This window comes from uncultured Aquabacterium sp. (assembly GCF_913773725.1).
GTDB lineage: Bacteria > Pseudomonadota > Gammaproteobacteria > Burkholderiales > Burkholderiaceae_C > Aquabacterium.
Genome location: NZ_CAJYGK010000016.1, coordinates 140461 through 154233, shown reverse-complemented (window position 1 = coordinate 154233; position 13773 = coordinate 140461). Strand labels below are relative to the sequence as shown.

Here is a 13773-nt window from a genome sequence, read left to right as displayed (position 1 = left end):
CTCAGCCGGCGTGGTGGGGCAGACGGAATGCGGCCACCACGGACACCAGTTGCTCGGCCTGCTGACGGAGGCTTGCCGCAGCGGCGGCACTCTCCTCCACCAGGGCGGCGTTCTGCTGTGTGCCCTGGTCCATCAGCGAGAGCGCCTGGCTGGCCTGCCCGACGCCCGAGCTCTGCTCGCTGCTGGCGGCGCTGATGTCGCCCACGATGCGGCTCACGCGCTCGATGGCCTGCACGATGTCCTGCATGGTCCGGCCGGCTTCGTTGACCAGCCCCGCGCCCTGCTCGACCCGGTCGACGCTGTTGCCGATCAGCGCCTTGATTTCCCGCGCGGCATCGGCCGAGCGCTGCGCCAGGGTGCGCACCTCGCCGGCGACGACCGCAAAGCCGCGGCCCTGCTCACCGGCGCGCGCAGCTTCGACGGCGGCGTTCAGCGCCAGGATGTTCGTCTGGAACGCAATGCCGTCGATCACCGAAATGATGTCGGCGATCTGGCGCGAGCTGTCGTGGATGCCCTGCATGGTGTCGACCACCTGGGCCACGACCGCACCCCCGACGCCGGCCACACTGGACGCGCCTTTGGCCATCTGGTCGGCCTCGCGGGCGTGGTCGGCTGTGTGGTGAGCGGTCGAGCCCAGTTGCTCCATCGACGCGGCCGTTTCCTGCAGCGCCGCAGCCTGCTGCTCGGTCCGCTGGCTCAGGTCCATGTTCCCGCGGGCGATCTCGGCGCTGGCCAGCGCGACGCTCTGGGCGCTGTCGCGAACCTGGGACACCACGCCGACCAGACCGTCTCGCATGTCGGCGAGCGCCTGCATCAACTGGCCGGTTTCACTTCGGCTGGCCGGCGGGATCGGGGCCTGCAGGTCGCCCCCTGCGACGGCACGCGCCACGGCCACGGCCTCGCGCAGCGGATGCGTGATCGACCGGGTGATCCGCCAGGCTGCCAACAGCGCGAGCCCGCAGGTGGCCAGGCCCAGCGTGATGGTCCACAGCAGGCTGGTGCGCTGGGTGTGCCGGGCCTCTTCCAGAAAGTGCAGGGCCTCCGCTTCGGCATGGGCCGACAGGGCCTTGCGCGCAGTCGCCATGTCGGCGGCGGCCGCCGCGACACGCCCCTGCACCAGGGCCACGGCATCCTGGTATTCCCCGTCGCGTTTCAGTCGGACGACCTCGTCGCGCAGGGGGCGCCAGCCATCGAGCCGGGCAAGCAGCGTGTCCGCATCCTTTTGCATGGCCGGAATACGAGCGCGGGCCAGCATCAGGTCCTTGCGGACCGCCTCGTCCAGTGCGGCCATTTCGGTGGCGCGCTCGTCCACGGCCTGTGGGGTTTCGGCCAGCACCACGTCCCGCAGGGCTCGGTTCATCCGGGCGATGTTCGCGTCCGCATGGGCCACGGCGGTGGCCACCATGAAAGGACGTTCGTACTGGATGGTCGTCAGCTCGGCCAGCCGCATCTGCTGCCACAAGGACAGCGCGATGGTGCCCAGCAGGCAGGCCAGCAGCAGGCCGAAGCCCACGGTCATGCGTTGTCCGATGGACAGGTGATCCAGACTCATGAGGGATCCTCGGTGCAGGGCCCGCTCCGTCTGGCGGGCCGATTCAATGCCGTGTTGTCGGCACGGTGCGCAATGCGCTTGATCGTTCAAAGCGTGAAGCGGTCACGGGAGACGGAAAATCCCACTACCATCGCCACCCGCCTTGCCGACACCTGAAAGCCGCCCGATGCCCGAGTCCGCCTCTCACCCCGCCGCCCAGCCAGGCCCGACCGGACCCCGCGTGGCGGTGATCGGCGGCGGCCCTGCCGGACTCATGGCTGCCGAGGTGCTGGCGGCCGGCGGCGCCCGCGTGTCGGTCTATGACGCCATGCCCTCCGTCGGGCGCAAGTTCCTGCTGGCCGGTCGCGGGGGGCTCAATCTCACCCACTCCGAGCCGTTCGAACCCTTTGTTCACCGCTATGCCGATCGAGCCGACGCCGTGCGACCCTGGCTGACAGCCTTTGGCGCGCAGGCCGTGCGCGACTGGGCCCAGGGCCTGGGCGTCGAGACCTTTGTGGGGTCCTCCGGGCGGGTGTTTCCAACCGACATGAAGGCGGCCCCCCTGCTGCGGGCGTGGCTGCACCGGCTGCGCGCGGCCGGCGTCGCGGTGCATGGGCGACACCGCTGGCTGGGGTGGACGACCGAAGGCGACTTGCGCCTGCACGGGCCGGACGGCGAGCAGGCGGTGCGGGCCGATGCCACCGTGCTGGCGCTGGGCGGAGCCAGCTGGGCCCGCCTCGGGTCGGACGGCGCCTGGGTGCCGCTGCTCGCTGCGCGCGGCGTGGCCCTGGCCTCCTTGCGGCCGGCCAATTGCGGGTTCGACGTGGCCCCCACCGCACCTGGTCGCGCGGGTTGGAGCGATTACCTGCGCCAGCGCTTTGCCGGGCAGCCGGTCAAGCCGGTCGTGGCCAGCGTCACCGATGCGCAGGGGCAGGTTCACCGCCAGCAGGGCGAGTTCGTGCTCACGGACACCGGCATCGAAGGCAGCCTGGTGTATGCGTTCTCGGCGCGCCTGCGTGACCAGATCGAGGCTGCGGGACACGCCACCTTCACGCTCGATCTGCTGCCCGATCACACGGCCGAACAGGTGCGCACCGAGGTCTGCCGGCCGCGCGGCCCCCGCAGCCTGGCCACCCACCTCAAGAGCCGTCTCGGCATCGCGGGCCTGAAGCTGGCGTTGTTGCACGAATGCCTGAGCCCGGAGGCCTTGGCCCAGCCCGAGCGCCTGGCCCAGGCTCTGAAATGCCTGCCCCTGACCCTGACAGCGCCGCGCCCCATCGACGAGGCGATCAGCACCGCTGGTGGGGTAAGGCTGGAGTCGCTGGACGAGCACCTGATGCTGCGCGATGTGCCCGGCGTGTTCTGTGCGGGAGAGATGCTGGACTGGGAAGCACCGACGGGCGGCTATCTCCTCACCGCCAGCATGGCAAGCGGTCGGGTGGCAGGGCAGGGTGTGCTGGCGTGGTGGGCGTCGGCTGGCCGCCACAGCGCGGGCTGATCGGTCTGACTGGCCCCCAGGTGAGGGGTAGATTCTCGCCCATGCGACGAGCCGACGTGCCATATTGAAGGCGAGGCCACGGTGTGGCCCATCACCGACAGGAGGCCGTCATGATGCTGCTGGACGAAATGCTGTCACTCAAGCTGCTCACGCCCGAGCAGCACGCCGAGATCCGGTGCTGGGTGCGGGGTGCCCGCACGCCAGAGCGCATCATGGGCATGCCGCCCCACCTGTGGCGCGCCCTCGAAATGGCCAGTCTGTTGATGGACGTGGACGTCGAAGGCGGGTTGCCGAACTGACGCGGTCCCGCCCCGGGGCGGGCGTGTGACTCAGGCCTCTTCAGGCTGCGCGGCAATGCGCTTGGCCCGGGCGCGGATGTTGAGTGCCTCGACCACCAGCGAGAACGACATCGCGGCGTAGATGTAGCCCTTGGGCACGTGGGCGTCGAAGGCCTCGGCCGTCAGGGCCATGCCGACCATCACAAGGAAGGCCAGGGCCAGCACCTTGACCGACGGATGGCGATCCACGAACTCGCCGATGGGCTTCGCGGCAAACAGCATCACCCCCACGGCCGCAATGACGGCGGCCACCATCACGCCGAGGTGGTCCACCATGCCGACGGCGGTGATGACCGAGTCCAGCGAGAACACGATGTCGATCACGGCGATCTGACCGATCGTGGCCCAGAACAGGCGCTGGCCGGCAGCCTTCAAGGCGGCAGGGTCGGCCGCGGGAGGGCCATCCATGTCACGGGCTTCGACCTCCACGAAGATTTCGTGCGAGGCCTTCCACAGCAGGAACAGGCCACCGCTCAGCAGCACCAGGTCGCGTCCGCTGATGCCCTGACCGAACACGTGAAACAGGTCGGCCTTCAGGCCCATGACCCAGCTGAGCGAAAACAGCAGCGCCAGGCGCGAAAGCATCGCGAAACCCAGGCCCAGGCGGCGAGCCTTGTCGCGCACGTCGGCAGGCAGTCGCCCCACCAGGATCGAGATGAAGATGATGTTGTCCACGCCCAGGACGATTTCCAGGGTCGTGAGCATGGCAAAGGCAATCCAGGTGTTGGGGTCGAGCAGGAATTCCATGGTGTGGAGCAGCGGCAGCAGGCGCGGCCAGGTCAAAGTCTTCTAGGATAGCGCGGGCGTGCGAAGATGGGAGCGCCGGCAACAATCTTCGATCATGCAGCCTGAGTTTGACGCCTACAAGGCGGAGATGCGGTCCCGTGGCTTTGACGAGGTCATTGCACGCACCTGGGCGCCCGACACGACGCTGGCCACCCACACGCACGAGTTCGGGCTGGAGGCCCTGGTGGTCGCAGGCGAAATGTCGCTGATCGTGAACGGCTGCACGCGGCATCTGAAACCCGGCGACACTTTCGCGCTCGAGGCCGGCGTTCCGCATGCAGAGCGCTATGGCCCGACCGGCGCCACCTACTGGGTCGCGCGGCGCCATCCGGCGTAGCATGGGGCCCTTGCGCTTCCACTCATCTCAAGGGCCCCCATGAAAGCGATCTGGAACGGCGTCGTCATCGCCGAAAGCGACGACATCGTCACCCTCGAAGGCAACCACTACTTCCCACGCGAGGCCCTGAACGAGGCCTACGTGACCTTCAGCAACCACCGCAGCAGCTGCGTCTGGAAGGGTCAGGCGTTGTGGCTGAGCCTGTTCGTCAATGGCGAAATGAAGCCCGACGCCGTGTGGTTCTACCCCGAGCCCACCGAGGCCGCCCAGGAGATCAAGGGGCGCGTGGCCTTCATGCCGGGCGTCGAGATCTCGGGCTGACAGGCGGGGGATGCCCCCGCGGGGAGCCATGAGGCCCCACAATGGCCTGACAAAGTTGGTCGCGATCCCGTGTGGCCCTGGAGATTCCCGTGGTCCGCATCGAACTGTCCGTCGACCTGCAATACGAGGTGACCCCGCCGGGGGCGGACTTCATCTTCAACATCCATGGCGCGCACACCCGCTGCCAGGTGATTCGCAGTGAGCGGCTCGACATCAGCCAGCCGCTGCTGCCGCAGATCTTCACCGACCCGGTCAGCCACAACCGCTACCTGCGGCTGGGTGCCGCCGCCGGCCCGCTGAAGGTGAGCTACAGCGCGGTGGTCGACCTGCATCACCACCTGTGCGCGCCCGAGCTGATTGCCGAGACGCCGGTGGCGAGCCTGCCGCCCGAGACCCTGGGCTACATCTACCCCAGCCGTTACTGCCAGTCCGACCTGATGGGCGCCCTGGTGATGCGGGAGTTCGGGCACCTGCCGCAGGGCCATGCCCGTGTGGTGGCCATCCAGAACTGGGTGCGCCAGCACGTGCGCTTCGAGGGCAACACCACCACCAGCGCCACCTCGGCCATGGACACGCTCAACGAAGGCCGCGGGGTGTGCCGTGATTTTGCGCACCTGATGATCGCGCTGTGCCGGGCCCTCAACATCCCGGCGCGCTTTGCCACTGGCATCGACTTTGGGGCCGACCCGGCGCTGGGGCCGACCGACTTCCACGCCTATGTCGAGGTGTTTCTCGGCGGGCGCTGGTACATCTTCGACCCTTCGGGCACGGCCATTCCGATGGGCTTCGTGCGATTCGGCACCGGGCGCGACGCGGCCGACGTGTCGTTCGCCACGATCTTCGGTTCAGTGCAATCGCAGCCGCCGGTGATCCATGTGCGGGCCCTGCTCGACGGCGAGGGAGTGTGCGAGATGCCGCGGCACCGCACCGAGGCGATCTCGACCGACGCGCCGGCGCATTGGGGGTGAATCGCCGCGGGCCCCCTGCGCGGCGCCCGATCCCGGATAATCGCGCATGAACTCCTCTTCTTCGCCGGCCAACCCGGCGGCCCCGGCGTCGGCCCATCCGGCCACGCCCGCCGCCGTCAGCGGCCCCTCCTTCCAGCAACTGTCCCTGTCGGAGGCCATGCAGGCCAACCTGCAGACGCTGGGCTATCTGGCCATGACGCCCATCCAGGCGGCCAGCCTGCCGCTGGCGCTGGCCGGCAAGGACCTGATCGCGCAGGCCAAGACCGGCAGTGGCAAGACGGTGGCCTTCGGCCTGCCGCTGCTGACTTCGCTCAACCCGCGGCACTTTGCCGTGCAGGCGCTGGTGCTGTGCCCCACGCGGGAGCTGGCCGACCAGGTCACCACCGAGATTCGCCGCCTGGCGCGCGCCGAAGACAACATCAAGGTCGTGACGCTGTGCGGTGGCAGCCCCATCCGACCGCAGCTGGCCAGCCTCGAGCACGGCGCCCACATCGTGGTGGGCACGCCCGGCCGCGTGCTGGATCACTTGGCACGCGAAACGCTGAACCTCGATGCCTTGAAGACGCTGGTGCTGGACGAGGCCGATCGCATGCTGGACATGGGCTTTGCCGAGGACATCGCGCAGGTGGTGGCGCACGCCCCGAAGCAGCGCCAGACGCTGCTGTTCTCGGCCACCTACCCCGAGGGCGTGGACAAGCTGGCGCGCCGCTTCATGCGTGATCCGCAGGAGGTGAAGCTGGCCGAGCGACACGACACGTCGCGCATCCGCCAGCGCTTCTACGAGGTCAAGGATTCGGAGCGCCTGCACGCTGTGGGCCTGCTGCTCGATCATTTCCGCCCGGCCAGCACCATCGCGTTCTGCAACACCAAGCAGCAGTGCCGCGACCTGGTGGACGTGCTGCAGGCGCAGGGCATCGTGGCCCTTGAGCTGCATGGCGACCTCGACCAGCGTGAGCGCGATCAGGTGCTGGTGCGCTTCGCCAACGGCAGCTGCAGCGTGCTGGTGGCGACCGACGTGGCCGCGCGCGGGCTCGACATCGCCCAGCTGGAAGCGGTCATCAACGTCGACATCACGCCCGACCCCGAGGTGCACACCCACCGCGTGGGCCGCACCGGCCGCGCCGGTGAATCGGGCTGGGCCTTCAGCCTGGCCAGCATGGACGAGATGGGCCGCGTGGGCCGCATCGACGAGATGCAAGGCCGTGCCAGCGAATGGCACCCCTTGAGCGAACTGACACCCTCGACGGAGCGCGAGCCGCTGCGCCCGCCGCGCGTGACCCTGCAGATCCTCGGCGGGCGCAAGGAAAAGATCCGCCCGGGCGACGTGCTGGGCGCGCTGACCAAGGACCTCTGCTTCGATGGTGCCCAGATCGGCAAGATCAACGTCAACGAGTTCTCGACCTATGTGGCCGTGGACCGGGCCATTGCCGACAAGGCCTTGAAGGGCCTGCAGGGCGGCAAGGTCAAGGGCAAGTCGGTGAAGGTGCGGGCGCTGTAATCCACGGGCGGGCGGGCAGCGCACCGCGGCTCATGCTGGCGCGTCCTTCCGTGCGCCGGCCTGTACCTCCGCCAGCCACGCGGACAACTGCTGAATGTCCACCGGCTTGACGAAGTGGCGGGCAAAGCCCGCCTGGTGCGCCGCCTCGATGTCGGCGGGCTGGCCGTAGCCCGTGACGGCGGCCATCTGGGCCCCTTCCATGCCGGGCAGGCGGCGAAGCTCGGCCGCCAGCTGCCGGCCGTCCATGTCGGGCAGGCCGATGTCCAGCAGGCAGACCCCGGGCTGCATGACCCGGGCGGCTTTCAGCGCGTTGAAGGCCGAGTCTTCGACGTGCGCCTGGTGACCGATGGCCTGCAGCAGCATGGCCAGCACCGAGGCGGCATCCTGGTTGTCGTCGACGATGAGGATGCGGGTGGCCGCCTCCGCTTCGTGCGCCATCGCGCCCGTCGGGTCCATGCTGTCCGCGCTTCCTGGAACCCGCGGCAGGGTGATCCTGAACTCGCTGCCCAGGCCGACCCCGGCGCTGCTGGCGATGACCTGGCCGTGGTGCAGCTCGATCAGCCGCTTGACGAGGGCCAGGCCCAGCCCGAGTCCGCCCTGGCTGCGGTCGGGCGTGCGTTCGCCCTGGGCGAACAGATCGAAGGCGTGGGCCAGCAACGCCGGTGACATGCCCTGGCCGTTGTCCTGCACGGCGACCTCGACGTGTTGCGCGGTGCACGCGACCGTGACCGTCACCTCGCCGCCCACGGGCGTGTACTTCGCAGCGTTCGACAGGATGTTGGCAAAGACCTGCACCAGGCGCTTGCCGTCGCCCATCACGACGGGCAGCTCCAGCGGCGTGGACACATGGAGGCGGTGCTGGCGCGCTTCCATCAGCACGCGCGTCTGCTCGATGGCCTCGGTCAGCACGCGGCGCAGGTCCACGCGTTCGCACTCGAGCACGACCAGGCCGCGGGTCACGCGCGACACGTCCAGAAGGTCGTCGATCAGCTCACGCATGTGGCCCGCCTGACGGCCGATCACCTCGGCCAGCTTGCGCACCCGGTCGGCGTCGTCGGCCACCAGGGGCAGCAACGAGGCCGACGAGGTGATGGGCGCGAGCGGGTTGCGCAGCTCGTGGGCCAGCATGGCGAGGAACTCGTCCTTGCGGCGGTCCATGTCCCGCAGCGATTCCTGCGCCGCGCGCTGCTCGGTCACGTCGGTGTTGGTGCCGAACCAGCGCACGACCTGCCCCTCGTCATCCCGGATGGGCACGGCGCGGGAGAGGAACCACCGGTACTCGCCGCTGCGAGCGCGCAAAGGGAAGGTGTCTTCCCAGACTTCGCCGTTCTCGAAATGCCGTTGCAGCTTGTCGGCCACGCGCTCGACGTGGTCCGGGTGATGCAGCTGCCGCCAGGCCCCGTTGCGCAGCGTCTCTGCTGTCGCGCCGGTGTAGTCCAGCCAGCGGTTGTTGTACCAGTACACCTCGCCGTGGCGGTCCGCCATCCACGCGAGTTGGGGCAGGTTGTCGGCCAGGGCGCGGAAGCGGGCCTCGCTGTCGCGCAGGGCCCGCTCGGCTTCGACCTGCGGCGTGATGTCGATCTGGGTGACGACGGCGTTGACGATGCGGCCATCCTCGTCGTGGATGGGCCGCGCCCGCAGCAGAACGGTCTTGCGCTGCGAGGAGCCGAAGGCCTCGATTTCGACCAGATCGTGCATGACGTGCTCGCCCTGAAGCGCGCGGGCCAGGGCCCATTCATGCGGCTGCACGGGCTGGCCGTGGCGCTCGCTGCCGTCGGCCCACCAGCCCTTCCACGCGCGGTACTCCGCCACGCTGCGGGACATCGGGTGCTCGCCCCAGAGGCGGTTGTTCTCGGCGCTGCTCAACAGCAGTGCACCGTCCCGGTCGGCCAGATAGATGCCCACTGGCGCGGCGGTCATCACCGCTGCCATCTGCTTTTGCTGCAGGGCCAGGCGCCGGGCCGCCGACAGGGCCTCGGCTTCGCGCTGGCGGAGTCGCTCCTCGGCCTGCTTGCGCTCCGAGATGTCGATCACGAACGCCAGCAGTTCTTCCGTGTCCCCGCCGAACTGCGTGCACGCCAGCATGACGGGCACGCGGGTGCCGTCCGGCCGCAGGTACTCCTTCTCGTACACCGATGAGACGCCTTGCGCGCGGACCTCTTCGATCGCCTTGGCGTCCTGGGGCAGGTGCTCGGGCGGCGTGAGTTCGTCCCAGCGGATGCGGCCCGCCTGTAGCTCGTCCGACGTGCGCCCGATGATGCGGAGGAAGGCCTCGTTGGCGTCCAGCAGCTGGCCGGACGAATCGCCCGTGACGACCCCGATCGGGTTGCGCGCAAACATCCGGCGGAAGCGCTCTTCGCTTCGCTCCAGGGCCTGCCGGTCGCGGTGCCGATGGGTCACGTCGCGGAAGAACACCGACACGCCGTTCGGTGAGGGATAGGCATGGCACTCCAGCCACTTGTTCAACGGGGCGGGATAGAAGGCCTCGAAGTGCTCGGCCTGCTGGGTCTGCATGGCGCGTCGATACGCGGGCCCGAAGTTCAGGGCTTCGGCCTCGGGGTAGAGATCCCAGACGACCTGGCCCACCAACGTATCTGGCGCGACGCCGAGGAGGTCGGCTCCGGCCGCGTTCAGGTAGGTGCAGCGCCAGTCGGTGTCGATGACGGCCAGGCCGTCGGTGATGCTGCTGAGGACCTCGCTGAGGCGGTCGCGGGAGGCGCGCAATTCGGCTTCCAGCTGCTTGCGTGCCGTGATGTCCCGCGAGATGCCGAGCAGGCCGATCACCTTGCCCTGGCTGTCTCGATAAGGCACCTTGCGGGAGGCCCATATCCGGACGGTCCCATCGGGGAGCGGCACCGTTTCCTCGACCTCTTCGGCCACACCGGACAGCATGATGCGCCGGTCGTTCGCCATGACGAGCTCGGCGGCCGCGGCATCTTCCAGAAACTCGCGGTCGGTCCGCCCGACCACCTGCCTGGCGGATTTCCCGATCAGGGCCAGCGCCGCGGGATTGGCGTACAGCATGCGCCCCGCACGGTCCTTCGCGTAGATGACATCCGAGGAGGATTCGAAGACGGCCAGCGAGAGCGCAGACAAGTCTGGCGGCTGACCAGTGAAGTCCGGCGTGACCGAGCCCGGTATGTCATGGATTTCCATGTCGCGATGTCCGTGTGCCACAGGTCGCGTCCAGGAAAGGTCCTTGACTCGATGCCGGTTGGGTGGGCGATATCGCGATTCTCCTCCAAAGGCGACCACGGGCAAGGTCAAGCGCAGGTCGGTGCCGGCGCGGGAGCTGCATGCCGGCGCCGGCGCAGGCCCCCGACCAGGCCCAGCCCCGCAAGGGCCATCCAGGCGGCCTGGCTTTCCGGCACCGCCGTGGCCTGCACGGTCAGCCGGTCGATCACCAGCCCGAAGTCGCCGTTGTAGCCGGCCTCTGCGGCCTCGTACGCCAGGGTGCCGGGCTCGAAGACCGCGACCACGCGGAAGCCGAAGCCGGCCTGGTTTGCCATGGCCGGCAATGCGGCAGACACGTCGAAACTGGCCGTGAACCACTGGTCGGCCGCGGCCACGCCGAAGGTGGCCACGTCGGTCCATGAGATGCCGTCATCGGCGGTGGCCTGCGTCAGAAACCACTTGTTGCCGCTCGGCTGCGTCTTGTAATCGAACGACAGCGTCAGCTGCTGGTATCCGACCGAGGAGACGCGCCCCTCGAACCCGGCCGTGCCCGACAACGTGCCTTGTGCCGGATAGCCGCCGACAGACCCGCCACTGTCGAGCGGGAAGCCGGCCGGGTCGATCGGTGAACCGGAGGTGAACAGGCCGCTCGTGCCCCCCGTCAGCGACAGCGTGCCGGCGCCTTCGGACGGTGTGAGCGAGCCCGTGTTGACGAGTCCGTCGTCGCTGTTGAAGTCCCAGCGGGCCAGGGTCGTGGTGGCCATGGCAGGGAGCGTGGACAGGCAGAGGGTGAGGGTGGCGAGCAGAGGTTTCATGGCGGGCCCTGAAGGTGAGTTCATGTTGAAAACCACCTGGCAGTGTGGGCCTGTGCCGCTGAATCGCCTTCATCATCCCCACTGCCAGAGCGGTCTGGTCGCCGCGCGCGTCCCAGGCGCCACCACCGCCTGCACACGGCCTCCTCAGGCGGGCAGCGCGCGCTCCAGCAGTTCGCGCACAGCCAGGCTCCGCGTGTCGATGCTGCCGACCACGCTGCCCCAGCGCTCACCCAGCCGCGTGGCGATGAAGGCATCGGCCACGAAGCCGGGCGCGTGCTGCCGCAGCAGGCAGGCCTGCGCCGCGACGGCCAGGCGCTGGGCCAGAACGCGGCCGAGGGCCTCAAGCTGTGCGGGATCGGTCTGCAGCAGGGCCTGCAGCGCGCGCAGCTCCTGCCTCAGCGCCCGGTCGTCGTGCGCCATCCGCAGCAGGTCGTCGAGCAGGGCCTGCGCCGAGGCGGGGTCCTTGGCAATCGCGCGCAGCACATCCAGGCACATCACGTTGCCCGAGCCCTCCCAGATCGAATTGACCGGGGCCTCGCGGAACAGCCGGCCCATCTGGCCGTCTTCGACGTAGCCGTTGCCGCCGAACACCTCCATGGTCTCGCCGGTGACCTCGACGGCGCGCTTGCAGACCCAGAACTTGGCGGCCGGCGTCATGATGCGCTTCCAGGCCTTGTCCAGCGGCGTGTCGTCCCGCTCGTAGGCCTGGGCCAGCCGCGTCATCAGCACCACGTTGGCCTCGTTCTCCAGCGCCAGGTCGGTCAGCACCGATTGCATCAGCGGCTGGTCGGCCAGCAGGCGGCCGAAGGCACGGCGCCGCCGTGTGTAGGCCAGGCTCTGCACGAGGCCCTGCCGCACCATGCCCGCGCTGCCCACCACGCAGTTCAGGCGCGTGTAGGTGGCCATCTCGATGATGGTCGGGATGCCACGGCCCGGCTCGCCCATCAGCACCCCGTACGCGTCCTTGAACTCGACCTCGCTGCTCGAGTTGCTGCGGTTGCCCACCTTGCTTTTCAGGCGCTGCACCTCGACCGCGTTGCGCGTGCCATCGGGGCGCCAGCGCGGCACGAAGAAGCACGAGGGGCTGCCGTCCGGGGTCTTGGCGACCACCAGGTGGGCATCGCACATCGGCGCCGAGAAGAACCACTTGTGCCCGCGCAGCGTGAACTCGCGCTCAGACGTGCCGATGGGCGTGGCCTGCGTGGTGTTGGCGCGCACGTCGGAGCCGCCCTGCTTTTCGGTCATGCCCATGCCGATCCAGATGGACTGCTTCTGCGCCAGCGGCAGGTCGCGCGGGTCGTAGGCGGTGCTCATCAGCAAGGGCAGGCAGGTGTCGCGCAACAGGGGCTCGCGCGCCAGCAGCGGGATGGCGGCCTGGGTCATCGTCGCGGGGCACAGGGTGCCCGCTTCCACCTGGGTGTGCAGGTAGAAGCCCGCCGCCCAGGCCGTCCAGCGGCCTCGGGCCCCGCTGGCAAAGGGCATGGCGATGAGGCCCTGCTCGCGGTACATCGCCATCAGCGCGTGCCAGCTGGGGTGGAAGGTGACCTGGTTGATGCGGCGGCCGCGCGCATCGAAGGCCTTGAGCTCGGGCGTGTGGCGGTTGGCCTCGTCACCCAGTGCAAAGGTGTCGGCCTGACCGAGCCGTGCGGCGTACTGCGTCAGGTCGGCGGTGAAGGCCTGCGCGCCGGCACGCTCCAGCGCGTCCAGCATGGGGCGGTCGGTGGTGAGCAGGTTGTAGTCCGTCCACTCGTCGAACTGGTTGCTGACTTCGTGTGTGTGCCAATCCATGCTTGTCTCCGGCTTGCTTCATGATCGGGGCCTGCACACCGCGCATCCCTCCGATCGGGCTTGTTGTCATGGCAAAAATTCTAGGAAAGGCGACCGAGTCAGGTGTTCGGCTTTCGGGCCCCACGCGCCGCAAGCCGCGCCAGCAGCGCGCGCACCTGAGCTCCGAGGCGCTGCAGGAGGCCTTTGTTCGGGTTTTGATGGACAAGGGCTACGCGAAGGCGACGATCCGCGAGATCGCGGCGGTGGCCGGTGTCGGCATCGGCACGTTTTACGACTACGTTGCCAACAAGGACGCGCTGGCGGCTCTGACGATCCACATGCACGTCAAGCAGCTCGCCATCGCGATGGCGGCGTGTGCCGAGCGGCACCGTGGCGTGCCGACGCAGGTGCTGGCGGCTGCCCTGATAGACGATCAGGTCGATCGCATCCTGAGTGACATCCCCCGGTGGGCCGAACTGTTCGTGCTGGAGCGCCAGGTGTCCAGCCGCACGGCCTACAGCAAGCACTACGAGCAGTTCGTGTCGTTGTGGCAGCAGGCTCTGGCGTCGGCCAGCGACGCCATGCCGGTGGCGCTGCAGCCGCAGAAGGCGCGGATGATCCACGCCATCGTCTATGGCTGGATGACGCAGAGCCTCATCACCCAAGGGCCAGCGGTGGATGGCGAAGCCTTGCGGGATGAGGTGAAGGCGGCGGTCAGCGCCTATCTGCGCGGGGGCTGA

Annotated in this window: 12 protein-coding genes; 7 read left to right on the top strand and 5 right to left on the bottom strand. The window is 68.9% G+C overall.

Translation table 11 applies throughout. The features are described from left to right. Position 1 precedes the first annotated feature (1 nt). On the bottom strand, positions 2–1552 hold the full coding sequence (locus tag QZ709_RS01805; RefSeq protein ID WP_294635651.1) for a methyl-accepting chemotaxis protein: 1551 nt from the start codon (positions 1550–1552) through the stop codon (positions 2–4). A 166-nt stretch (positions 1553–1718) separates the two neighbouring features. Here QZ709_RS01805 and QZ709_RS01800 point away from each other — a divergent pair, with 166 nt between their 5' ends. Together QZ709_RS01800 and QZ709_RS01795 are read left to right on the top strand one after the other, a co-directional pair. Beyond that, a complete protein-coding gene (locus QZ709_RS01800; RefSeq protein ID WP_294635650.1) occupies positions 1719–3029 on the top strand; it encodes a TIGR03862 family flavoprotein in 1311 nt (436 codons plus the stop codon). Between the two features lie 110 nt (positions 3030–3139). Continuing rightward, positions 3140–3328, top strand: coding sequence for a hypothetical protein (locus QZ709_RS01795; protein ID WP_294635649.1), 189 nt, complete (start codon positions 3140–3142; stop codon positions 3326–3328). A gap of 30 nt (positions 3329–3358) precedes the next feature. Here the strand turns inward: QZ709_RS01795 and QZ709_RS01790 are convergent, their stop codons facing one another. Next, a complete protein-coding gene (locus QZ709_RS01790; protein WP_294635705.1) occupies positions 3359–4114 on the bottom strand; it encodes a TerC family protein in 756 nt (251 codons plus the stop codon). 94 nt (positions 4115–4208) lie between these two features. On the opposite strand from QZ709_RS01790, the gene QZ709_RS01785 reads away from it, so the two are divergent. The 4 genes from QZ709_RS01785 to dbpA all read left to right on the top strand — a co-directional run bounded on the left by QZ709_RS01785 (position 4209) and on the right by dbpA (position 7277). Continuing rightward, the gene (locus QZ709_RS01785) at positions 4209–4490 is read left to right on the top strand and encodes a cupin domain-containing protein (protein ID WP_294635648.1); all 282 of its coding nucleotides are present in this window, start codon (positions 4209–4211) and stop codon (positions 4488–4490) included. Positions 4491–4529: 39 nt separating this feature from the next. Further along, positions 4530–4811 (top strand): DUF427 domain-containing protein, encoded by a 282-nt coding sequence (locus QZ709_RS01780; RefSeq protein WP_294635647.1) that lies wholly within the window; start codon positions 4530–4532, stop codon positions 4809–4811. Positions 4812–4900: 89 nt separating this feature from the next. Then, a complete protein-coding gene (locus QZ709_RS01775; protein WP_294635646.1) occupies positions 4901–5779 on the top strand; it encodes a transglutaminase family protein in 879 nt (292 codons plus the stop codon). A 46-nt stretch (positions 5780–5825) separates the two neighbouring features. Continuing rightward, positions 5826–7277, top strand: coding sequence for an ATP-dependent RNA helicase DbpA (gene dbpA, locus QZ709_RS01770; RefSeq protein ID WP_294635645.1), 1452 nt, complete (start codon positions 5826–5828; stop codon positions 7275–7277). 30 nt (positions 7278–7307) lie between these two features. On the opposite strand, the gene QZ709_RS01765 is transcribed toward dbpA, so the two are convergent. From QZ709_RS01765 to QZ709_RS01755, 3 genes are all read right to left on the bottom strand, one after another. Beyond that, complete coding sequence (locus tag QZ709_RS01765) at positions 7308–10433, bottom strand: PAS domain-containing protein (RefSeq protein ID WP_294635644.1); 3126 nt, start codon at positions 10431–10433, stop codon at positions 7308–7310. A 107-nt stretch (positions 10434–10540) separates the two neighbouring features. Then, positions 10541–11266 (bottom strand): MYXO-CTERM sorting domain-containing protein, encoded by a 726-nt coding sequence (locus QZ709_RS01760; RefSeq protein WP_294635643.1) that lies wholly within the window; start codon positions 11264–11266, stop codon positions 10541–10543. 144 nt (positions 11267–11410) lie between these two features. After that, positions 11411–13054 (bottom strand): acyl-CoA dehydrogenase family protein, encoded by a 1644-nt coding sequence (locus tag QZ709_RS01755; RefSeq protein ID WP_294635642.1) that lies wholly within the window; start codon positions 13052–13054, stop codon positions 11411–11413. A 68-nt stretch (positions 13055–13122) separates the two neighbouring features. On the opposite strand from QZ709_RS01755, the gene QZ709_RS01750 reads away from it, so the two are divergent. Next, a complete protein-coding gene (locus QZ709_RS01750; RefSeq protein WP_294635641.1) occupies positions 13123–13773 on the top strand; it encodes a TetR/AcrR family transcriptional regulator in 651 nt (216 codons plus the stop codon).

Bases quoted from the DNA above. Each gene is read 5' to 3' on its own strand.
- QZ709_RS01800 (WP_294635650.1), top strand. From the start codon at position 1,719: ATGCCCGAGTCCGCCTCTCACCCCGCCGCCCAGCCAGGCCCGACCGGA.
- QZ709_RS01765 (WP_294635644.1), bottom strand. From the start codon at position 10,433: ATGGAAATCCATGACATACCGGGCTCGGTCACGCCGGACTTCACTGGT.
- QZ709_RS01760 (WP_294635643.1), bottom strand. From the start codon at position 11,266: ATGAAACCTCTGCTCGCCACCCTCACCCTCTGCCTGTCCACGCTCCCT.
- QZ709_RS01785 (WP_294635648.1), top strand. From the start codon at position 4,209: ATGCAGCCTGAGTTTGACGCCTACAAGGCGGAGATGCGGTCCCGTGGC.
- QZ709_RS01755 (WP_294635642.1), bottom strand. From the start codon at position 13,054: ATGGATTGGCACACACACGAAGTCAGCAACCAGTTCGACGAGTGGACG.
- QZ709_RS01795 (WP_294635649.1), top strand. From the start codon at position 3,140: ATGATGCTGCTGGACGAAATGCTGTCACTCAAGCTGCTCACGCCCGAG.
- QZ709_RS01790 (WP_294635705.1), bottom strand. From the start codon at position 4,114: ATGGAATTCCTGCTCGACCCCAACACCTGGATTGCCTTTGCCATGCTC.
- QZ709_RS01750 (WP_294635641.1), top strand. From the start codon at position 13,123: ATGGCAAAAATTCTAGGAAAGGCGACCGAGTCAGGTGTTCGGCTTTCG.
- QZ709_RS01805 (WP_294635651.1), bottom strand. From the start codon at position 1,552: ATGAGTCTGGATCACCTGTCCATCGGACAACGCATGACCGTGGGCTTC.
- QZ709_RS01780 (WP_294635647.1), top strand. From the start codon at position 4,530: ATGAAAGCGATCTGGAACGGCGTCGTCATCGCCGAAAGCGACGACATC.
- dbpA (WP_294635645.1), top strand. From the start codon at position 5,826: ATGAACTCCTCTTCTTCGCCGGCCAACCCGGCGGCCCCGGCGTCGGCC.